Source organism: Mesorhizobium sp. M8A.F.Ca.ET.202.01.1.1 (assembly GCF_004791595.1).
GTDB lineage: Bacteria > Pseudomonadota > Alphaproteobacteria > Rhizobiales > Rhizobiaceae > Mesorhizobium.
Genome location: NZ_SRUN01000001.1, coordinates 266,217 through 285,666, shown reverse-complemented (window position 1 = coordinate 285,666; position 19,450 = coordinate 266,217). Strand labels below are relative to the sequence as shown.

The 19,450-nt window shown below is 62.5% G+C and carries 22 protein-coding genes; 9 read left to right on the top strand and 13 right to left on the bottom strand.

Annotation, left to right across the window (positions count from 1 at the left end; genetic code table 11):
- Nucleotides 1–146: 146 nt before the first annotated feature.
- Nucleotides 147–995, top strand: a complete 849-nt coding sequence (locus EN845_RS01665) for an alpha/beta hydrolase (protein ID WP_127869544.1) — start codon at nt 147–149, stop codon at nt 993–995.
- Between the two features lie 10 nt (nt 996–1,005).
- Here EN845_RS01665 and EN845_RS01660 read toward each other — a convergent pair whose 3' ends face one another.
- Nucleotides 1,006–2,055 (bottom strand): DUF1176 domain-containing protein, encoded by a 1,050-nt coding sequence (locus EN845_RS01660; RefSeq protein WP_127869543.1) that lies wholly within the window; start codon nt 2,053–2,055, stop codon nt 1,006–1,008.
- A gap of 140 nt (nt 2,056–2,195) precedes the next feature.
- On the opposite strand from EN845_RS01660, the gene EN845_RS01655 reads away from it, so the two are divergent.
- A complete protein-coding gene (locus tag EN845_RS01655) occupies nt 2,196–2,702 on the top strand; it encodes a DUF1993 family protein (RefSeq protein WP_127869542.1) in 507 nt (168 codons plus the stop codon).
- 54 nt (nt 2,703–2,756) lie between these two features.
- Here EN845_RS01655 and EN845_RS01650 read toward each other — a convergent pair whose 3' ends face one another.
- Nucleotides 2,757–2,921: a hypothetical protein gene (locus EN845_RS01650; RefSeq protein ID WP_127280965.1), complete on the bottom strand. Its 165-nt coding sequence runs from the start codon at nt 2,919–2,921 to the stop codon at nt 2,757–2,759.
- 396 nt (nt 2,922–3,317) lie between these two features.
- Between EN845_RS01650 and EN845_RS01645 the strand changes: the two genes are divergently transcribed.
- The 3 genes from EN845_RS01645 to EN845_RS01635 all read left to right on the top strand — a co-directional run bounded on the left by EN845_RS01645 (nt 3,318) and on the right by EN845_RS01635 (nt 6,275).
- Nucleotides 3,318–3,779 carry a hypothetical protein gene (locus EN845_RS01645; protein ID WP_127869541.1) on the top strand — a complete coding sequence of 154 codons (462 nt, stop codon included), beginning with the start codon at nt 3,318–3,320 and terminating at the stop codon, nt 3,777–3,779.
- Between the two features lie 119 nt (nt 3,780–3,898).
- Nucleotides 3,899–4,966 (top strand): aldo/keto reductase, encoded by a 1,068-nt coding sequence (locus tag EN845_RS01640; protein ID WP_127869540.1) that lies wholly within the window; start codon nt 3,899–3,901, stop codon nt 4,964–4,966.
- A gap of 46 nt (nt 4,967–5,012) precedes the next feature.
- Nucleotides 5,013–6,275, top strand: coding sequence for a cysteine desulfurase-like protein (locus tag EN845_RS01635; RefSeq protein WP_167531218.1), 1,263 nt, complete (start codon nt 5,013–5,015; stop codon nt 6,273–6,275).
- Between the two features lie 15 nt (nt 6,276–6,290).
- On the opposite strand, the gene EN845_RS01630 is transcribed toward EN845_RS01635, so the two are convergent.
- The 9 genes from EN845_RS01630 to EN845_RS01590 all read right to left on the bottom strand — a co-directional run bounded on the left by EN845_RS01630 (nt 6,291) and on the right by EN845_RS01590 (nt 14,736).
- The gene (locus EN845_RS01630; RefSeq protein WP_127869539.1) at nt 6,291–7,319 is read right to left on the bottom strand and encodes a histone deacetylase family protein; all 1,029 of its coding nucleotides are present in this window, start codon (nt 7,317–7,319) and stop codon (nt 6,291–6,293) included.
- Nucleotides 7,316–7,834, bottom strand: a complete 519-nt coding sequence (locus tag EN845_RS01625) for a GNAT family N-acetyltransferase (RefSeq protein ID WP_127869538.1) — start codon at nt 7,832–7,834, stop codon at nt 7,316–7,318. The genes EN845_RS01630 and EN845_RS01625 overlap by 4 nt, the downstream gene beginning before the upstream one ends.
- 9 nt (nt 7,835–7,843) lie before the next feature.
- Entirely contained in the window at nt 7,844–8,773 is a 930-nt protein-coding gene (locus EN845_RS01620) for a 3-keto-5-aminohexanoate cleavage protein (RefSeq protein WP_127869537.1), read from the bottom strand.
- A gap of 5 nt (nt 8,774–8,778) precedes the next feature.
- On the bottom strand, nt 8,779–10,155 hold the full coding sequence (locus EN845_RS01615) for an aspartate aminotransferase family protein (protein WP_127869536.1): 1,377 nt from the start codon (nt 10,153–10,155) through the stop codon (nt 8,779–8,781).
- A gap of 1 nt (nt 10,156) precedes the next feature.
- Nucleotides 10,157–11,797 (bottom strand): N,N-dimethylformamidase beta subunit family domain-containing protein, encoded by a 1,641-nt coding sequence (locus EN845_RS01610; protein ID WP_127869535.1) that lies wholly within the window; start codon nt 11,795–11,797, stop codon nt 10,157–10,159.
- 8 nt (nt 11,798–11,805) lie between these two features.
- Entirely contained in the window at nt 11,806–12,570 is a 765-nt protein-coding gene (locus EN845_RS01605) for an amino acid ABC transporter ATP-binding protein (protein ID WP_127869534.1), read from the bottom strand.
- On the bottom strand, nt 12,567–13,226 hold the full coding sequence (locus tag EN845_RS01600; RefSeq protein WP_127869533.1) for an amino acid ABC transporter permease: 660 nt from the start codon (nt 13,224–13,226) through the stop codon (nt 12,567–12,569). Before EN845_RS01600 ends, EN845_RS01605 begins: the two co-directional genes overlap by 4 nt.
- A gap of 13 nt (nt 13,227–13,239) precedes the next feature.
- Entirely contained in the window at nt 13,240–13,887 is a 648-nt protein-coding gene (locus tag EN845_RS01595; RefSeq protein ID WP_127869532.1) for an amino acid ABC transporter permease, read from the bottom strand.
- 66 nt (nt 13,888–13,953) lie between these two features.
- The gene (locus EN845_RS01590; RefSeq protein ID WP_127869531.1) at nt 13,954–14,736 is read right to left on the bottom strand and encodes an ABC transporter substrate-binding protein; all 783 of its coding nucleotides are present in this window, start codon (nt 14,734–14,736) and stop codon (nt 13,954–13,956) included.
- Nucleotides 14,737–14,872: 136 nt separating this feature from the next.
- Between EN845_RS01590 and EN845_RS01585 the strand changes: the two genes are divergently transcribed.
- Nucleotides 14,873–15,832: a LysR family transcriptional regulator gene (locus tag EN845_RS01585; protein ID WP_127869530.1), complete on the top strand. Its 960-nt coding sequence runs from the start codon at nt 14,873–14,875 to the stop codon at nt 15,830–15,832.
- A gap of 15 nt (nt 15,833–15,847) precedes the next feature.
- On the opposite strand, the gene EN845_RS01580 is transcribed toward EN845_RS01585, so the two are convergent.
- Nucleotides 15,848–16,264, bottom strand: coding sequence for an acyl-CoA thioesterase (locus tag EN845_RS01580; RefSeq protein ID WP_127869529.1), 417 nt, complete (start codon nt 16,262–16,264; stop codon nt 15,848–15,850).
- 202 nt (nt 16,265–16,466) lie between these two features.
- Between EN845_RS01580 and EN845_RS01575 the strand changes: the two genes are divergently transcribed.
- The 3 genes from EN845_RS01575 to EN845_RS01565 all read left to right on the top strand — a co-directional run bounded on the left by EN845_RS01575 (nt 16,467) and on the right by EN845_RS01565 (nt 18,306).
- Nucleotides 16,467–16,715 (top strand): ParB N-terminal domain-containing protein, encoded by a 249-nt coding sequence (locus EN845_RS01575; RefSeq protein WP_127276129.1) that lies wholly within the window; start codon nt 16,467–16,469, stop codon nt 16,713–16,715.
- Between the two features lie 122 nt (nt 16,716–16,837).
- Nucleotides 16,838–17,323, top strand: coding sequence for an SRPBCC family protein (locus EN845_RS01570; RefSeq protein WP_127869528.1), 486 nt, complete (start codon nt 16,838–16,840; stop codon nt 17,321–17,323).
- A gap of 26 nt (nt 17,324–17,349) precedes the next feature.
- A complete protein-coding gene (locus tag EN845_RS01565; RefSeq protein ID WP_127869527.1) occupies nt 17,350–18,306 on the top strand; it encodes an alpha/beta hydrolase in 957 nt (318 codons plus the stop codon).
- Nucleotides 18,307–18,354: 48 nt separating this feature from the next.
- On the opposite strand, the gene EN845_RS01560 is transcribed toward EN845_RS01565, so the two are convergent.
- Nucleotides 18,355–19,383: a 2OG-Fe(II) oxygenase family protein gene (locus tag EN845_RS01560; RefSeq protein ID WP_127869526.1), complete on the bottom strand. Its 1,029-nt coding sequence runs from the start codon at nt 19,381–19,383 to the stop codon at nt 18,355–18,357.
- Nucleotides 19,384–19,450 lie beyond the last annotated feature (67 nt).

Genomic DNA, 19,450 nt, shown 5'->3' with positions numbered 1-19,450 from the left:
CTAGGGGGGAGATCAGCAGTTTCGATGACGGTGTCCACCGTGCAACTTTGGAGCATGGCGAAAGCCGAACGCGTGTCCAATCTCCCCCCTTGAGGGGGAGATGGCCGGCAGGCCAGAGGGGGGCGTGCCGCGCTGCCCTCACGGCCTTGCTTTTCCTGTTTTCCGCCGCCCACGCCAATGCACTCGAATTAAACCCCTTCAAGGACGATCTCTTCGCCTATCCGGCGACGCTCTCATCCGACACAAATGGTGCCTACACGGTCCTCGACTACCGTGAAATGCGCGACATCAACCAGCGTGACGAGGTGCCGGAAAAGCGCGTGCATGCCCAGTATGCCGACACCGGCGTGCGCAAGACGCAGCAGGATCTGATGCTGAAGACGGACGCCGGCGATGTCAGGCATGTCGCCGTCGGCAAGACGCAAGGGGCCGCCGTCATCGTGCTCTATCTGCACGGGCAGGGTGGCAGCCGCAAGCAAGGCATCGACGACTTCACCTTCGGCGGCAATTTCAACCGCCTCAAGAACCTGATGGCCGGCAATGGCGGGCTCTATATCTCTCCGGATTTTCCTGATTTCGGGGACAAGGGCGCAGCACTGGTCGCGGCCCTGATCGACCATTATGCCGAACAGTCCCCGGGCGCGAAAATCTTCGTCGCCTGCGGCTCGATGGGCGGTGCGCTGTGCTGGAAGCTTGCCGCCCGCAAGGATACGGGCGGGCGCATCAATGGATTGCTGCTGCTCGGATCGCTGTGGGACGAGAGCTTTCTCGCTAGCCCCGCCTTCAAGCGTCGCGTGCCAGTGTTCTTCGGCCAGGGCAGCCATGACGTGGTCTTTCCCGTGGCCAACCAGGAAGCGTTCTTCCGCTCCATCCTAGCCAGGTCGAAGACCTATCCGACCCGCTTCGTCCGCTTCGAGACCGGCACGCATGGCACGCCGATCCGCATGGTCGACTGGCGCGGCACGCTGAACTGGATGCTGTCCAAGGCGCCCTGATCGGTGCGGCTCAGGGCGCGGTGTTGTAGTCGACGATGGTCTGCGGATTCTCCTCGCCGTCATAGGACGCATCGACGTCATACTGGACCAGCGAGAAATCGCCGTTGCGGAACAGGTAGGTCCCGGAATCCGAGGCATCGCCGACGCCCCGCCATTTGTTGAAGGTGGTGATCGTGTGGGTGTCCTGGTCATAGTCGGAATTGACCGCCCACCCCGTGGTCTGGAAGCCGATCACCGTCACGCTCAACAGCTTGCCTTCGCTGTCGTTGTTCTCGTAGCGTATGTCCGTCTCCGGCTCGGCGAACTGCAATTGCCGGACGCCGACCACCTCATCGGTCATGTAGTAGATAGAGCTTTCATTGTAGGCGGCGGCCGAGCAGGAGAAGTGGAACAGGCGCGTTTCCTTGTCCGGGTCGCCCGGCTGAGCATTCTTGTCCTTGTATTTGATCGAAAAGACCTCCGGCTCATTGGCCAGGAGTTGCTTGTCGCACTGGTCGCCATAGGTCGCCAGGAAGGCGTTCTTGGCTTGTTCCAGTGCGGCATCCTTCTTCGGCGGCGGCGGACCGTCGCCGCAGCTTGGCGGTACCGCATTGTCGAAATCGGCGGTGGAGGGCTTCAGCGCTCCCTTGTCGATAAAGATCGGCTGGAAGGGCGGCTCCTGGATCTGGGCATTGACCTGGCGCAGCGTGTAGCAGCCGGCGAAGACCTTCGCTTCGCCCTTCTTGTCAGTTGCCTGGATGGCGACCGGGACATTGTAATAGATGCTGCCCGCCGCGCCCTCGTCCGAAATCGGACCGGTCTTGACCTCCACCGTATCGGTGCCGTCATAGCCTTTGACGAACGTATCAAAATCCTTTGCCGGCTTTGTATCGCCGTAGTAGCCCCAGGCGCGGGCGAATTCATGCCGGTTAATGGCGCTATAGAGCGAGTGGACGACCGCATCGGCGCTCGAGCGATCATCGACGTAAGGCGCTTCGGGCGTATCGCTGGCGGCCAATGCCGTCTGAGCTGTCGTGGCAAGGGGGAGAAGGGCTGTCGCTGCGAGAAGGGCGCGTCTCATCGGGAATCTCCGCTCGATAACGAAGATTCTACCATGGCGATTGCGGCGACGTGGTGACGCAGTGCGGCTGCACCTTGAAGAATCGTGCTTGAGGGCGCTACGTCCTCCCGCCGGCGTTCCTGCCGGACAGGAGATCTGACGTGACGATATCGATGTATGAGGCATCCGTGCCCGTGTTTTCAGCCAGGCTGAAAGCACTTTCCAATGTGCTCGCGGCAGCCGAACAAAACGCGCTTGACCGCAAGATCGACCCGCAGGTGTTTTTGACGGCGCGGCTTGCGCCCGACATGTTCGCTTTGGCTCGGCAGGTGCAGATCGCCACCGACCATGCCAAGGGAGCACCCTCACGGCTGGCCAGCCGCGAAGTGCCGAAATACGAAGACAATGAGGCAAGCTTCGCCGATCTCGAAGCGAGGATCGCCAAGACACTGGCCCATCTGGCGACTTTTTCGGCCGCCGATATCGACGGGTCGGATGACAGGATGATCGAGTTGAAGCTGGGGGGCCGGGAAACCACATTGAGCGGCATGCAGTATCTGCTGCATGTGGCCATGCCCAACTTCTATTTCCACCTCACCACCGCCTACGACATTCTTCGCCACAATGGCGTGCCGTTGGGCAAGGCGACGTTCCTGGGATCGCGTTGAGGCGTGAGGTTCGAGATGTCCTGGATCGATCCGGGACATCTCGCGGGATGCAGCCTAGCGGATGGACATTTCGCGCGCGATACGCGGGAAATCGGCGGGCTTGATGCCGATGTCGGCACGCTCGGCGCTGCTCATCGAATGAAGCAGCGCCAGCGCCGCACGATATCTCTGATGTTCCTGCGGGCGCGGCCGGGCGAACATTTCCGTGAAGAAACCCATGATTCAGGCTCCTGGTTGGTCCTCCACGCCACACAATATACGTGAATCGTGACAATTGTGCAGTGCAGCATTTGCATGCCTGCCATGTCCGAATGATTTTCATAAAATTTTTTTTCGGCCTGATGAAACTCTTGCGCCACGTCAATCGTAGGCTTCAACGCTGGCACATGGCCAGTTTTTCCTCGCCACTCCTGGCGAATTTCCGGACTGCATGAAAGTGCAGTCCGGCTTTTGGTCGAGGAGCCATTGATCCTCGATAGCAATCCTCGCAACGGCTAAATTCGTTAAGACCGGTGGCATGTATTTTTAACGAGCCGGTTCTATGCTCTGTAGTCCAGACAGTCAGGCAAGGGGGAGGCTGACATCGCTACCAGCGCCAAGCGTGATTTCGCTTCGTTGCTCGACGACCTCTTCGTTGCCTCCGACAAGGGCGACGGCATCGAGGGCGACGAGACCGGCGCGCGCCCATCCATCCCGTTCGACTATCTTTCGGTCGCCGATGAACTCCATTCCGGCCGCATCAAGGTATCCGCCGCGGAATATCGCGAGGCTGGTGCTGATCTGGCCAGCGAATTTGCTGCCATGCTTGAGCAGGCTAGGCTGGCCCTGGCTGGCGAAGAACCGAAGCCGGAAGAAGAATTGCCGCCAATTGATCCTGAATCGATTGCGGTCGAACTGGGACTGAATCAGCCCAAGGGCGTTGCCGATTTCGGTCGCATGCGCCGCAGCTTTGCTTTTGCCAACCATCCCGACCGGGTTGCCCCGCATTTGCGCCAACGCGCGATGATCCGCATGCAAGTGGCCAACATGCTGATCGACGAGGCCAAGCGCCGCGCCGTTGCCGCCGCACGCCGCTAACCGTCTCTGCTCACGCAAAAGTCGGCCTGGCAAGGCTTGGAGAGCGCCTCCGCTTTTCCTATAAGATGCGGTTTCCTCCCGCGCAGCCGCGCATGTTTTTCCCTCCGGAGCAGAATTCCATGCACAAACGCCGTCTCGGCCGGACCGATCTTCTTGTTACCCAGATTTGCCTCGGTTCGATGACCTGGGGCCAGCAGAACACCGAGGCCGAGGGTCATGCGCAGATGGACCTGGCCTTCTCGCGTGGCGTCAATTTCATCGACACCGCCGAACTCTACCCGATCCCGCCCAAGGCGGAGACGCAAGGGCGGACCGAGAAGATCATCGGTAGCTGGATGAAGGCCAAGTGCAATCGCGACAAGGTGATCCTTGCCTCAAAGGTCGTCGGCCGTACCGCCAACAGCTGGTTTCGCGGCGACCGACCCTCGCAATTGGTGCGGGCCGATATCTTTGATGCCATCGACAAGTCGCTGACCAAGCTCGGCACGGACTATCTCGACCTTTATCAAATCCACTGGCCGGAACGGGACATCCCATGGGGAGCCAACCCGACGCGCGTCGGCGCGGTGGCGCGACGTGCCGATTCCGTCGGCGCGCCAGTCGGCGAGACACCGATCGCCGAGACGCTTGCGGTATTCGAGGAACTGGTGAAGGCAGGAAAAATCCGCCATTTCGGCCTGTCGAACGAGAGTTCGTGGGGCGTTATGCGTTTCCTCGCCGAAGCCGACAAAGGGATCGGTCCGCGCGTCGCCTCGATCCAGAACGCCTACAACCTCGTCAACCGCACCTTCGAGGTGAACCTCGCCGAGGTCTGCGAACGCGAAGGGGTGTCGCTGCTTGCCTATTCGCCACTGGCGCAGGGTTATTTGACCGGCAAGTACGATCACGGCGCCCGCCCGCAGGGCTCGCGCTCGCAGCTCTTCAACCGCGGTCAGCGTTATGAGACGCCCAATGCCGCTGAGGCGCAGCTCGAATACAATGAACTGGCGCGCTCTTTCGGCCTGGAGCCGGCGCTGTTTGCCAATGCCTATGTATCGAGCCGGCCTTTCGTCACATCGAACATCGTCGGCGCGACAACTATTTCGCAGCTGGAAATGGCGCTGTCCTCGGTTGATGTCGTCTGGACCGAAGAGATGCAGAAGGCGGTGGACGCCATTCACCAGCGGGTCGGCAATCCCTGTCCGTGACCGGCCGGGTGCGGAATTGTCGAGCAACAGCAAAGGGGTGGAGACGATGGTGGATTTTTCGATCGAGGCCGTCCGTGGAAAATTTCCCGCTCTCTCGCTGACCGACAAAGGGCGCCGGCGCATCTATCTCGACAATCCTGCCGGGACGCAGGTGCCTCAGGCCGTCGCCGATGCGGTCTCGCGCTGCCTTTTGACGACCAACGCCAATCTAGGGGGCTATTTCGAAACGACGATCGCCGCGCAGCAGGTCGTTGACGAGGCGCACCAGGCGATGGCCGATTTCCTTGGCGCGGCGAGCCCGCAGGAAATCATCATCGGCGCCAACATGACGACGCTGACCTTTCACATGTCGCGGACGCTCGGCCGCACGATGAAGCCAGGCGATGAGATCATCCTCACCCGCATGGACCATGAGGGCAATGTGTCGCCATGGCTGCAACTGGCCGAGGACCTCGGCCTCGTCGTGCGCTGGCTGCCGTTCGACGAAAAGACCTGGCAGGTCGAGGAGGCGACGCTCGCTGGTCTGCTGTCTGGGAAGACACGCTTGGTGGCGTTGAACTACGCCAGCAATCTCACCGGCTCGATCAACCGGGTCAAGTCCTTGACCCAACTTGCAAAAAAGGCCGGAGCGCTGGTCTATGTCGATGCCGTGCAATTCGCGCCGCATGGCCTGATCGACGTGCAGGAGCTCGGCTGCGATTTTTTGATCTGCTCGGCCTACAAATTCTTCGGCCCGCATATGGGCATCCTGTGGGGCCGGCGCGACGTCATCGAAGGCCTGAAGGCCTATAAGTGTCGCTGTTCCTCGAACGGCCTGCCGGAGCGCTTCGAACTCGGCACGCCGCAGATCGAACTGATGGCCGGCCTCACCGCGGCGGTCGACTATTTTGCCGACCTCGGCGCTGGCGAGGGTGGATCGAGAAGGCGCAGGATTGCCAAGGCGTTCGAAGTCTCCATCGCCTATGAAAACCCGCTGGCGCAAAGGTTGATCGATGGTCTGTCCGATATTTCAGGGCTGGCGATCCATGGCATCACCGATCCGAACCGGCTCGGCGATCGCGTACCGACTGTTTCCTTCACCGTGGACGGCATAGTGCCCGAAACGATCGTGCGGCAGATGAACGCCGAAAACATCTTCCTGTGGTCGGGTCACAACTATGCCTGGGAGATCGTCCACCAGCTCGGCATTCCGGCCGAGCAAGGCGTCGTGCGCATCGGCATCGCGCATTACAACACGGCGTCCGAAATCGACGAGACGCTGGAAAGCGTGCACCGGGTGATTGCCATGCTCAGGCAGCAACGGTCCTGACGCGGGCTTGAGCTCTCAGCGCGCCTTGCCGCCAAAACCGGTGAGGAAGGCGGTGAGATTGTCGCCGAGTTCGTCGCAGAGATAGCCGCCTTCCTGGACGATGACCGTCGGCAGGTCGAGCCCGGCGATCGCCTCGCCGATGCGCGAGAAGCCTGGCGTCGTCACCGAAAGCCCGCCGAACGGATCGCCCTCGAACGCGTCGAGGCCGAGCGCCACGACCAGCACATCGGGAGAGAAGGCTCGGATGCGCTGGAACGCCACGCCGAGCGCTTCCAGAAACGCCGCATCGGCGGATTTGCGCGGCAGCGGCAGATTGAAATTGTAGCCGAGGCCGGGACCTTCGCCGCGCTCGTCGGCATGGCCCCAGAAGAACGGGTAGAAGCGCACCGGATCGGCATGCAGCGAGACGGTCAACACGTCGGACCGCGCATAGAAGATGCCTTGCGTGCCGTTGCCGTGATGCAGGTCGACATCGAGGATCGCCACGCGGGCCGCCTGTCTACGCAGCACCTGTGCCGCGACGGCCGAATTGTTGATGAAGCAGAAGCCGCCGGCGACATCGGCAAAAGCGTGATGGCCAGGCGGCCGGCACAGCGCATAGGCGCCGGAAGCGCCTGCCATCACCGTTTCCGCCGCCTCGACGGCGCTCCAGGCGCTCCACAGCGCGCTCTGCCATGTCTCGCCCGAGATCGGGCAGGCCGTGTCTGCCATATGATAACCGGCCTGGCCGACAGCGGAGGCCGGATAGGAGCCGTTGCGGGCGATCGGGTGGATATTGGGGATGACCTCCGCCGACGCTCCGTCGATCCGCTGCCAGCGCTCGAAAATATGTTCGAGGAAGTCGAGATATTCGGGCGTATGCACGGCGGAGACCGGGCCGAGCCCATGATTCCCGGGTCTTTCGATGGTGCAACCCGCAGACCTTGCGCCGGCTAATAATCTTTCGACGCGTTCCGGTTTTTCAGGATTTGGTTGCGCGGCACCGCTGGAAAGGAAAGCCTTGGGGTCGTGCCGCTTCTGCTCCTGCGCGTAGAAGGCTTTCATAGCTGGTCCCCATTTTCCGGCGTGTCGGCGAAGGCGAAAAACGCCTCGCCGATGATTTTCTGCGTCTGCTCGTAGCTCGACCAGGCAATGCCCAGCCTCTCGTAAAAAGCCTTGGCGCCCTCATTGTCGGTGTCGACGGACAGCCTCAGATAAACGCCGCCATCCCTGCGGCATTCCGCCGCCACGCGGCGCAGCAGGCGTTCGCCGATCTTGCGGCCACGGAACCGGTCTTCGACATAGAGGTCCTGCACATAGACGCCAGGCCGCCCCATCCAGGTCGAGAAGATCGGGAAATGCAGGCACAATCCGGCGAACTCGCGATCCACTTCGGCGATCAGCGTCGAGAAAGCGGGCTTTGCGCCGAAGCCCCAGGTTCTGAGATCGTCCGCCGTCGAGATGATTTCCTCGGGCGCGCCGATATGGGTGCCGAGTTTCAGGATCGCCGCATGGATGGTTTCGACATCATCGATGGTGCCGGGGCGGAGGAGGACATCATTGGAGGCTGGATTGGTCACGGTCTTGTCTCAAAAAGCCACGCGGTCGCCGCCCTTGAGCGCCAGCATGTCGCGCGCTTCCGCCGGTGTGGCAACCTCCAGCGACAGCCCATCGAGAATGCCACGGATGCGGCGCACCTGGTCGGCGTTGGATTTCGCCAATTGACGGCCGTCGTAGAGGCTGTCCTCCAGCCCGACACGCACATTTCCGCCCATCGCGGCGGCGATCGAGATCAGCGGCATCTGGCTCCGCCCGGCGGCCAGTACCGAAAACTGGTAGCTGTCGCCGAACAATTTGTCGGCGATCCGCTTCATATGGACGAGATTGTCCGGGTCGGCGCCGATACCGCCCAGTATGCCAAGTACGAACTGGATGAACAGCGGCCCGGAGACCAGCCCCCGGTCGCGGAAATGCGCCAGTGAATAGAGGTGGCCGACATCGTAACACTCGAACTCGAAGCGGGTGCCGCAGCCTTTGCCAAGCCGCTCGAGCACGCCTTCCATGTCGGCAAAGGTGTTCTTGAAGATGGTGTCGCGGGTTGCTTCGAGCAGCCTCGGCTCCCATTCGTGCTGCCATTCCCTTGGCTTGTCGAGCATTGGGAACAGCGCGAAATTCATCGAACCCATGTTGAGCGAACACATTTCGGGTTCAGCCCGCAGCGGTGCCGCCAACCGTTGGTCCAATGTCATCAGCGAGGAGCCGCCGGTGGTGATGTTGATCACTGCGTCGGTCGCCTGCTTGATGCGCGGCAGGAACTGCATGAACACTTCGGGATCGGCGGTGGGGCGGCCATCCCTGGGGTCGCGGGCATGCAGATGCAGGATCGAGGCCCCGGCCTCGGCGGCCGCGATCGCATCCGCCGCGATCTGGTCCGGCGTCACCGGCAGATGGGGCGACATGGACGGCGTATGCACCGAACCGGTGACGGCGCAGGTGATGATGACTTTTCGCGGCGCCATTTCTTCTACCCTCGGCCTTCGACCGGCAGGTCCAGTTCGCCGGCCAGGATTTCGAGCGAGTCGCCGATGATGGAGATGATCTCGCCGACCTGCTCGCTGGTGACGATCATCGGCGGCGCCACCATGAAATTGTCACCGTCGACGCCGCCCTTGACCCTGCGGCCGTAGATGATCAGTCCGCGCTCATAGGCGAGGTCGAGCAGCCGTTGCGTCGCTTTCTTGGGCTGGTCGATCGGCTTCAGAGTTTCCGGATCGGCGACCATTTCGGCGCCCGTAAGCAGCCCCTTGCCACGCACATCGGCAATGAATGGAAAGCGTTTCGCAAGTGCCTTCAGGCCGTCCATCAGCACATCGCCCATGGCAGCCGCATTGGCGATCAGGTCGAGCCGGTCCATTTCGCCCAGCACCGCAAGCCCGGCGGCGCAGGCCAGCGGATTGCCGGCATAGGTGTGGCCGTGCTGGAAGCCGCCGGTGGCGAGCAGCGGCTCGACCAGCCGCATCGGCGCCGCCAGCGCGCCGAGCGGCGCGTAGCCCGATCCCAGCCCTTTCGACAGCGCGACGATGTCCGGCTTGCAGTTCCAATGGTCGCCGCCGAGGAATTTGCCGGTGCGGCCCGCACCGCTCATCACTTCGTCGTGGATGAGCAGGATGCCGTAGCGGTCGCAGATTTCGCGGATGCGCGCATAGTAGCTGTCGGGCGCCACCAGCGCGGCGGTCGCCGCGCCGCCGATCGGCTCCATGATGAAGGCGACGACGCTTTCGGGGCCTTCGGCGAGGATCTTTTCCTCCAGCATGTCGGCGTAGCGGACGCCGCGCTGCTCCATCGAGAAATTGTCGCGGTCGCGCCAGGCGGTTGGTGCCGGCACGGTCGGCATCACCCGCATCATCGGCGTAAAAGTCTCGGCCAGCGCATCGTCGCCGGTGATCGAAAGCGAACCCAGCGTGCCGCCATGATAGGAAGGAAAGCGGGTGATCACTTTCCAGCGGCCGGCCTGGCCGGTGGCGACGGCCCATTGCCGGGCCAGCTTGATGCAGGATTCCGTCGCCTCCGAGCCGCCGGAGACGAAGAAGATGCGGTCCATGCCTTGCGGAAGCTTGCCGGCAAGTTCTCGCGCCAGTTCTTCCGCTGGCTCGTTTTCGAAATGCAGCCGGTAGGCGAAGGTGGCGCGGTCCATCTGCCGCTTCATGGCATCGAGCACATTGCGGTTGGAATGGCCGATATTGGCGACCATCGGGCCGCTCGATCCGTCGATGAAACGGCGGCCATCCTGCGTCCACATGTAGATGCCTTCGGCGCGATCGATGAGCGGTCGGCGCAGGCTGGACAGATAGAAGAGATGCGATTCTCGCCGAGTTTCGGCGGCATGCTGGACTTTCGACATGTCAGGACTTTCCAAGATAGCGATCGAGGACATTCTGGGTAACCCGTTCGACCATCGGGTCTTGTCTTAGCAGGCCGGCGACCCATTCGCAGCTTCCGGCGTGGAACACCTCGCCCTTGCCGCGTGGAAAATTGACGATCATGCCATTGCTGCGTTTGACCTTTTCGAGATTGGCGTCGCTCCTGTCGCCGAACAGCGTCTCGGCGCTGAAGCGGCCATCCTCGTCGGTGAGGAACTGGTCCTCGACCGGGATGTCGGCGCTTTCCTCGACCTGGCTGGCCATGCCGACGGCCAGCACCTGCAAGCCATCGGGCGCGCCGCTGGTCGCGGTCGGGTAGGGCAGGCCGCCACGGATCTCGAAATCGAGCCCGTCGACCTCATAGCCATAGACATGGCTGTCGGCGCCCAGCAGGTCGCCATAATAGATGCCGGTCCCGGCAAAGGCCCAGTGCTCTGGCCGGTAGACCGGAAACCCGCGCACGCCGCGCGGCGCGCAGCCGCCCCAGCCCGCGTAAAGGCCACGGGTGGCGTTGAGCCCGAAGGTCGCGGCACCCGGCCTGCCGATTTCGGGCGCTTCCCAGGAATTGGTGGCGCGTGTCACGTCGCCGCCGCGATAGGCGGGGTCTTCGGCCCGCGCGCGGTATTTGTAGCAAACCTGCCGGCGGCCTTCATCCTCCAGCCGGGTTTGCCACATGAAATTGCCGGCAAAGCGCGCCGCATGGCCGCCGCGCTCGACATAGAAGTCGACGGCATCGCGCATTTCCCAGGTCCAGTATTCGTCATGGCCGACGAAGACCGCGCAGTCGTAGCCGTCGAGAATCTCGGGCGAGAAATGCAGGTCGTGCTGGCTGGTCAGATCGGCATCATAGCCGGCCCGTTCGGCAAAGCGAAAAAAGTGGCTGTCGTAGCTGGCCCAGCCCGACGAGGCGTATTTCTTCGAATGACCAGTGGCGAGCGCCCATTCCATGTGCGGATAGCGCGGCACCGTCTTCGGCGGCACCGCGACTTCCAGCGGCACGCGCGGCGCGTCCGCAGGCAGCACGGCAAAGCCGCGGCACCAGGGGCGCTGCGTCGACACGATGGGCGAGTACTGGTCGCGGTCGGGCCCGGTAATGCCCTGATAATGGTTGGAACCGCCCCAGGTGTTGTATGCGAGCCAGGTGCCCGTCGCCGCCACCTGCAGCACTCGGCCCGGCTTCTTGCCCGGTTGGGGCGAGACGATAAAGATGTGGTGACTTTGGATCGGCTTGCCGTCGCGCCCGTCGGCGGTCAGAGTCACGCGATAGGCGCCGGACGGCCAGTCGTTTTCCACACGGAATTCAAAGGAGGATTCCCAGCCGCAGCCTTCGGCCGAGCACTGGTCCGGGCTGTCCTGCCAGCGCGACGCGATGCCGGATGTCTCGAACACTTTCGTCTCGGTGCCGCCGTCTCGGGTGATGGTCATGCTGAATGACGGAGCTGTGGAACTGACATGCAGCGTAACCGTCTCGCCGGCGCGATACGAAAACCGGTCGCTGTAGCACCAGATCTCGCCGCGCTCGCCATCCATGCCTGGCCACTCGTAATAGTGGCCGCGAACCGCGTGGCGGCGCTGCTCCGCCGTCAGTCCGAAATCGGGGAATTCCGTGGGATATCTGGTCATCATCATGCTCAGGCGGAAAGATATTTCTTGAGGAAGCCGCGCGTGCGTTCCTTTCGCGGCGCGCGAAAGATCTCGGCTGGCGGGCCTTCCTCGACAACCACGCCGCCATCCATGAACAGCACCCGGTCGGCGACCTCGCCGGCAAAGCGCATCTCATGCGTTACGATGAGCATGGTCATGTGTTCGGCGGCAAGCTGTTTCATCACCGCGTTGACCTCGTCGACCAGTTCCGGGTCGAGCGCCGAAGTGGCTTCATCGAACAGCATCACCTTGGGCTGCATGGCCAGAGCACGGGCAATCGCCACACGCTGCTTCTGGCCGCCCGAAAGCCGTGAGGGGTAGGCGTCGATCTTGTCGGCGAGCCCGACCTTGGAGAGGAGCTCGTGCGCGAGCGCCTTGGCATCGGCTTTCGGCATGCCTTTCAGGATCACCGGCCCCATGGTGATGTTCTCGATCACGGTCAGATGCGGGAACAGGTTGAAGTGCTGGAACACCATGCCCATTTGCTGGCGCACCTTGTTGATGTGCCGCTCGAAGGCCTGGCCATGCAGTGGCTGGTTGACCTGCACGCCGTCCAGCCAGACTTCGCCACCGTTCAATGTCTCGAGATGATTGATCGAGCGCAGCAGCGTGCTCTTCCCGGAGCCGCTCGGCCCGATGATCGCCACGATCTGCCCACGCTCGACCGACAGGTCGATGCCCCTGAGAACCTCGACGGCGCCGAAGGATTTGCGTGCCCCGCGCACCTCCACCATTGGCCTCTGCGTGCTCATCGGGAAACCTCCACATGCCGTTCAAACCGATGCAAGGCCGCCTCGAGCACAAGGTTGAGAATGTAGTAGAGCACGGCAGCCGTAATGTAGAATTCGAACGGGCGGAACGTTTCGCTGATCGCCAGTTGCGCCGAGTGGACCAGCTCCGCGATACCGATGACCGAGACGATGGAGGATTCCTTCAGCAGCGCGATCAGGTTGCCGCCGATCGGCGGCGCCGTGTTGCGGATGGCTTGCGGTATGACGACGTAGCGCAGCGCCTGCCATTTGCCGAAGCCGATGCTGCGCGCGCCTTCCGTTTGGCCGACGTCGACCGCCACGATGCCCGCGCGAATGACATCGGCATTGTAGACGGCAAAATGCAGCCCAAGCCCGATGATGCCGGCGGCAAGGGCAGGGATGTCGATGCCGATCTGCACCAGCCCGAAATAGATCAGGAAAAGTTGCAGCAACAGCGGCGTACCCATGAACACCCACATGAAGGCGCGCACGGGGTAGGCCAGCATCGCCGGTGCGTAGAGGACGATGACGGCGAACAGGATGCCGAAGGCGAAACTGAGGGCTCCAGCCGAGACCGTCAGCACCGATGTCCACCAGGCGCCTGTCAGAAGAAGGTCCCAGTACGGCACGACCACGCTGAAATCGAGACCTTGCATCACACTTCCCCGATCAGATGATGGCAAAGCGCTTGTCGAGCAAGTCGACAATGCGGGCAATGGCGTAGACCATGATCATGTAAAGCAGGGCCGCGACGCCGAAAATCTCGAACGGCTTGTAGGTGGAGCCGATGAAACGCTGGGCCGTATAGGTCAACTCCACCACCGAAATGGTGGACACCAGCGCGGACCCCTTCAGCAAGGCGACCGTGTTGACGCCGAGCGGGCGGATCATCAGCCTCGCGGCCTGCGGCAGCACGACTTTGCGCATGGTCTGCAAACGGCTGAATCCGATTGTGCGGGCAGCCTCCGTCTGGCCGCGGTCGACCGCCATCACGGCGCCCCGGATCGATTCCGCCATATAGGCGCCGATGTTGAGGCCAAGGCCGATCACGCCAGCCGTGAACGGCTCCAGATTGATGCCGATCTGCGGTCCGCCGAAATAGAACACGAACAGCTGGATCAGGCAGGGTGTGCCGCGAAACAGGCTGACATAGACAGTGCCGACGGCCCGCAGGATCGCCGATCTCGACATCCGGGCGGCCGCCGCCAGCGCCGCGGCCGCCAGCCCCAGAACCAGGGCCAGCACTGTCAGTTCCAGCGTCACGAGCGCCGCTTCCACGAAAAACGGGAAGACACGGCTCATCAAGGAGAAATCCATGGGGTCTACCCGGCAGGAATGTCGTTTGGTTTTCAGGCGACCTGGCCGCCTGAAAACCGGATGGAATTAGCGGATGTCGGTGCCGACCCACTGCTTGGAGATCTTCTCGTAGGTGCCGTCTGCCATCATCCCGTCCAATGCCTTCTGCATGGCGGCCTTGAGCTCCGGATTGTCCTTGCGGATGGCTATGCCGATGGCGACGCTGCCACCTTCGATGTCAGGCGTGTCGAGCTTGCGCACCTTCTCGCCGGTTTCCTTGACGGCGACCATGACCGGAATGTTGTCGACGACGATGGCATCGACACGGCCCGCCTTCAATTCCAGCAACAATTCCGGCAAGCCCTTGTAGGTGCGGACATCCCAGCCACCCTGCGCGCGCGCCCATTTCTCGTGCGTCTCGCCCAGCGTCACGCCAAGGGTCTTGCCCTTGAGGTCGTCGAGGCTCTGCACCTTGGAATCCTGGTTCACGAAGACCGCGCGGCCGGCGTGATAGTAGGGGCCGACGAAATCGACGACTTTCTCGCGCTCGGGCGTGATCGTCATCGAGCCGACCACGGTGTCGTATTTGTTTGCGAGCAGGCCGGCGATGATGCCGTCCCAGGCGGTGGTGATGATGGTGCCCTTGACGCCGATGCGTTCGGCGATGGCCTTGCCGATATCGGCGTCGAAGCCGACAACCTCGTTCTGGTCGTTGACGAAGTTGAAGGGGGGATACTGCCCGCTCATCGAAATCTTCAGTTCGCCTGCCGACTTGATCGTTTCGAGATCGTCGGCGCTGGCCGAAACGGCGGTGAAGGCCGAAGCAAGCAGCAGTGCTGCAACCGCGATGCCGGAAAATACCTTGTTCATCTGAATTTCTGTCCTCTGGATGGAGCGCGAAGGCTTGTTCTTGGGAGGCGTTGGGGCGCTCTCCTGATGTCAATGATTGCCTTTGCTCCAGCATTGCGCAAATAGATAATGGGAATAGGGAGCATAGATACCAGGAATGGCATTGCCTCGCCCCGAACGGCTGGTCTGGGACCTCGACTGGAACCTGCTGCGCACATTCGTCGTCATCGCGGAGGTGAAAAGCATCACCCGGGCAGCCGAGCGCCTGAACCTCAAGCAACCCAGCGTCAGCAACGCGTTGCGGCGCCTGGAGGATCGCGTTGGCCGGCGCCTGGTCGAGCGTGATGCGACACGCTTCGAACTCACCGAGGTCGGGCGCCTGATCTATGAGCAGAGCGTGGAGGTGTTCGGCACCATATCGCAACTGCCGCTGCTGATGCGCGGGATCAGCGACGACGTCACCGGCCACGTCATGATCGCGACCGCCAGCCATGTCGTGTCGCCGCTGTTCGACCGGGCGCTGGCGGAATTCCACCGCAACTACCCGCGCGGCTCCATCACCATCTCGGTCGCGGCAAGCACGGAAGTGGCCAAGCAGGTGCGGGAGCGCCGCGCTTCCTTCGGCATCTGCCTGGTCAGCCAGCGCGATCCGGCACTGGACTACACGATGGTTTATCGCGAGTTCTTCGGCTTCTTCTGTGGCCCGCAGCACAGGCTGTTCGGGAAGACCGGATTGACGCTTGCGGATCTGCGGGGCGAGCCGTCCGTGTCCTTCCAGACCGATCACATTTCGGACGCCTTGCGGCCGGTGGCGTTGCTGCGCAGCGAGGCCAAGCTGAATGCCGATGTCGTCGGCGTGTCGTCCAGCCTGGAGGAGGTGCGGCGCATGATCGTGGCAGGGCTCGGCATCGGCCCGCTGCCGCTGCATGTCGCGCGGCGCGACGTGGCCGATGGTATGCTGTGGCGATTGCCGCCTTACGATGCGCCGCCGGCCATCGACATCTTCCTGCTGACCAATCCCGACAAGGCGATGAATCGGGCCGAGAAGGCGCTTTTGTCCGGAATTCAGGCCCTGATCGCCGAAACGCCCCTGCAGGATCGAATCTACAGCGATTGACGGGTCGACGCGGGTCTATTCGACAAGGAAGGCCGCGGCGCGGTCGCGCATCGGCTCATCCAGCGCCACCGAGGCCCTGGCGGTGAGATCGAAGCGCACGCTGGTCGTCCGGCTCGATGCATGGACGATGCCATCGATCGATCCGGACATCACCTGTTCGAAGGTGATGGAGGTGCGACCGACCTTGACCACATGCGAGCGGATGGTGAGGAGCGAGCCGGCTTTCGTTTCATGCCGGTAGTCGATTTCGGTGCGCACGTCGGCCCATCCGTTCTGGGAGCCCTGGCCGCCCTCCTGTCCGGCGATATGGCCGAGGAGCTGGAAACTGGCATCGTCGAACATCGCGGCGTAATGGCGCACATTCATGTGCCCCATCACGTCGCACATCCAGGGATGGGCGACGCCCACGAAGGTGACGAGGGATTTGCTCATGTGAATTGTTCCGTGGCCTTTGTTTGGATCGCGAGACGCCTTATCGAAACGCGCGGCTGCAGGCAAACCGGCGGATGACTTGGGCGAGGGCTTTCGAGCCGGCGATGGCCTGTAGGTCGACATTCCTTAGCCGGGCCCTTGGCCCTCCCGAGCAAACCGACTATCTCAGAAAGACGGCGGCAGTTCCGCCATGGGGACAGGCATGCTCAGGGTGCAAAAGGTCAAGGTCGACGACATCTACGTGCCCACCGCGCGCAAGAAGACGCTGCATCCCGAGACCGTCCGGCATCTCGCCGAGGATATCCTGGAAAACGGCATGAAGACGCCGATCCAGGTCCGCCACGATGGCAAGCGGCACATACTTGTCGAAGGACTGCATCGTCTGGAAGCAGCCAAGTGGCTCGGCGAGTCAGAGATCGACGCCTATCTGGTGCAAGCCAAGCGCCACTGACGCGCGCCTTCGCCCGAAGCACGCACAGTCTCCAGAATTTTTCACCTGGCATGTCGGGTTGCGTTGCATTGGCTCGTCCTTGGGACGGAAGCCAGATCAAGCCGAATCCCGAGGAGAAAATAGTGGCCACCAAGCTCGACATCGCCCCCGCCAACGACCGCGAACTGGTTCTCGCCCGCATCATCGATGCACCGCGCGAGAACGTCTATCGCTGCTGGACCGACCCGACCCTGATCACGCAATGGTTCGCGCCAAAGCCGTGGACGACGCCGCGTGCCGAGATGGACGTGCGCACGGGTGGCAACAGCCTCGTCGTCATGGCCGGTCCTGACGGCGATGAATTCCCCAATCCCGGGGTTTTCCTGGAAGTCGTTCCCGGCAGGAAGATCATCTTCACCGATGCCTATACCCAGGCGTGGGAGCCGTCGGAAAAACCGTTCATGACCGGCGTGCTGACCTTCGAGGACGAAGGCGAGGGCAAGACCCGCTACATCGCGCGCGTCCGGCACTGGAGCGTCGCCGACCGGCAGCAGCACGAGGCGATGGGTTTTCACGCGGGTTGGGGGCAATGCACCGACCAGCTCGAAGACCTCGCCAGGACGCTTTGACATCGGTCGACCAGGAGGAGACCGATATGTCCAGAACCCTGTTTTTTGCCATTCTTGCTTCGGCCGCGGCGTTTCTCGCTTGTCCGGGCACCATCAATGCAGAGGAGACGAAGCCCGCCATGACCACCGAAACGAAAACGCTGCCGAAGCCGCAAAAATCCGGCCTGCTGCCGATCAACGGCGTGAACTACTATTACGCTATCTATGGCAAGGGTGAGCCGCTGCTTCTGCTGCATGGCGGCCTCGGCTCCATCGACATGTTCGCGCCGATCCTGGCCAAGCTTGCCGAGAACCGTACCGTCATCGGGGTCGACCTGCAGGGGCACGGCCGCACCGCGCTTGGCGACCGGCCATTCACCCTGGAGGCGATCGGCGATGATATGGCTGGTATCGTCAAGACACTCGGCTACGACAAGGTCGACGTCATGGGCTATTCGCTGGGCGGCGGCGTTGCCTTCCGCATGGCGGTCCAGCATCCCGAGGTTGTGCGCCGGCTGGTCCTTGTCTCGACCGGCTACGCCGCCGACGGCTTTTATGACGAGATGCGTCCGCAGCAGGCGCAGGTAAGTGCCGCCGCCGCGGCGTTCATGAAAGAGACACCGATGTACAAATCCTACGTCGCCGTCGCGCCACATCCAGAGGACTTCCCGAAGCTGCTCGACGCGCTCGGCAATTTCATGCGCCAGAACTACGACTTCTCCGCCGACGTTCCCAAGCTGAAGATGCCCGTCATGCTCGCTTACGGCGACAGCGACATGTACAAGCCCGAGCATGAGATCAAGTTCTACCAGATGCTCGGTGGCGGCCTGAAGGATGCCGGCTGGATGCGTGAGAACCTGTCGCAGAACCGTCTCGCCATCCTGCCCAACCGCACCCACTACGACGTCTTCTTCGCTCCGGAACTGACGGCCGCCGCACTGCCTTTCCTCGATGGCCAGACCAAGGTGAAGAGCTGGGACGAGGTGGTCGGCGAAGCCGAATGACCCTGCGATCGCCGCCGGCCGTCTCCAGCGAGACGGCCGGCGTGCTGCTCAGGAAGCCTTGGCCCGGCGCGGCTGCCTCAGATGCTTGATGCCGCTCATCTCGACGAAGTTCGTCGCCGACTCCCAGAGATAGTCGCCGTAGAGAAACGGCTCGAACGGCTCGGCGCCCTCCAATAGCAGGGGCGAGATTTCCGCATCGACGCGCGGCTCGTAGAAGAACGGGATCGAGAACCGCACCGTTTTCGGTGCAATGACCCGGTGCCGTGTCGCCCGCACGCGACCACCGGTCCAGCGCTCCAGCAACTGGCCGAAATTGACCGCCAGCGTGCCATTGGCTGGAGGCACGTCGATCCATTCGCCGGCGAGGTTCTTTGCCTGCAAGCCCTCGACGCCGTCCTGCGCCAGCAAGGTGACGAAGCCTGAATCGGCATGTTCGCGGCCGATGATGGTGCGCGTTTCGCCCTTGTGGGTCACCGAAAACTCCGGCCCGCTTGTGTCGACGCCGGCACTGGCGTCGCGCAGGGGATAGCGGATCAGCCGCAGCGTCGAGATGCCACCAGCGAAATAGGCATCGAAGATCGTTTCAGGCAGGCCAAGCCCGCGTGCGATCGACCGCATCAGCATGGTGCCGACCGTCTCCATCGCGCGGTAGTAGTCGGCCGCGGCGGTGCGCCAGCCGGGCAAGGCATTTTCGGCCGGTAGTGGTGTCGGCTCGCACAGGGGATCGTCGGAGGTCGAGACTCGCGCCGCATCGGCAAGGTCCGGCCCCATGTCGATGCCTTCCTTGTAGGAAACGGCTTGCGGCTGCAGCGGAAACCAGCCGCGGTAGAAATTCTTCTTCGTGTGATCGAAATTCCAGCGCAGCAATTCCTGCTTGCCGGCATCGGGAAGCGCAAAGATACGCAGCAATCGCGCGCGCTTTTCCGGCGTCAGCCAGTCATCGCCGGGAAAATCCCGGACCGCCAGGAAACCGATGCCTGCCGCGGCAGCCATGATCCTGGCGTCGGCGCGGTCGCGGGCGGGCGAGGGCGGCCCGAACAGGTCCGCAATGCCGATCGTTTCGATGTCCGGTGTCATGACGGTCCTGCCGCATCACGATAATCGATGACGTTGTATCAAAGCTTTTCAATTGACCCAATCGGCC

What these genes read in the sequence shown, in the direction of transcription:
- EN845_RS01660 (WP_127869543.1), bottom strand. Translation starts at nt 2,055, where the DNA reads ATGAGACGCGCCCTTCTCGCAGCGACAGCCCTTCTCCCCCTTGCCACG.
- EN845_RS01650 (WP_127280965.1), bottom strand. Translation starts at nt 2,921, where the DNA reads ATGGGTTTCTTCACGGAAATGTTCGCCCGGCCGCGCCCGCAGGAACAT.
- EN845_RS01640 (WP_127869540.1), top strand. Translation starts at nt 3,899, where the DNA reads ATGCACAAACGCCGTCTCGGCCGGACCGATCTTCTTGTTACCCAGATT.
- EN845_RS01635 (WP_167531218.1), top strand. Translation starts at nt 5,013, where the DNA reads ATGGTGGATTTTTCGATCGAGGCCGTCCGTGGAAAATTTCCCGCTCTC.
- EN845_RS01630 (WP_127869539.1), bottom strand. Translation starts at nt 7,319, where the DNA reads ATGAAAGCCTTCTACGCGCAGGAGCAGAAGCGGCACGACCCCAAGGCT.
- EN845_RS01620 (WP_127869537.1), bottom strand. Translation starts at nt 8,773, where the DNA reads ATGGCGCCGCGAAAAGTCATCATCACCTGCGCCGTCACCGGTTCGGTG.
- EN845_RS01615 (WP_127869536.1), bottom strand. Translation starts at nt 10,155, where the DNA reads ATGTCGAAAGTCCAGCATGCCGCCGAAACTCGGCGAGAATCGCATCTC.
- EN845_RS01610 (WP_127869535.1), bottom strand. Translation starts at nt 11,797, where the DNA reads ATGACCAGATATCCCACGGAATTCCCCGATTTCGGACTGACGGCGGAG.
- EN845_RS01605 (WP_127869534.1), bottom strand. Translation starts at nt 12,570, where the DNA reads ATGAGCACGCAGAGGCCAATGGTGGAGGTGCGCGGGGCACGCAAATCC.
- EN845_RS01600 (WP_127869533.1), bottom strand. Translation starts at nt 13,226, where the DNA reads ATGCAAGGTCTCGATTTCAGCGTGGTCGTGCCGTACTGGGACCTTCTT.
- EN845_RS01595 (WP_127869532.1), bottom strand. Translation starts at nt 13,887, where the DNA reads ATGGATTTCTCCTTGATGAGCCGTGTCTTCCCGTTTTTCGTGGAAGCG.
- EN845_RS01590 (WP_127869531.1), bottom strand. Translation starts at nt 14,736, where the DNA reads ATGAACAAGGTATTTTCCGGCATCGCGGTTGCAGCACTGCTGCTTGCT.
- EN845_RS01585 (WP_127869530.1), top strand. Translation starts at nt 14,873, where the DNA reads ATGGCATTGCCTCGCCCCGAACGGCTGGTCTGGGACCTCGACTGGAAC.
- EN845_RS01580 (WP_127869529.1), bottom strand. Translation starts at nt 16,264, where the DNA reads ATGAGCAAATCCCTCGTCACCTTCGTGGGCGTCGCCCATCCCTGGATG.
- EN845_RS01575 (WP_127276129.1), top strand. Translation starts at nt 16,467, where the DNA reads ATGCTCAGGGTGCAAAAGGTCAAGGTCGACGACATCTACGTGCCCACC.
- EN845_RS01565 (WP_127869527.1), top strand. Translation starts at nt 17,350, where the DNA reads ATGTCCAGAACCCTGTTTTTTGCCATTCTTGCTTCGGCCGCGGCGTTT.
- EN845_RS01560 (WP_127869526.1), bottom strand. Translation starts at nt 19,383, where the DNA reads ATGACACCGGACATCGAAACGATCGGCATTGCGGACCTGTTCGGGCCG.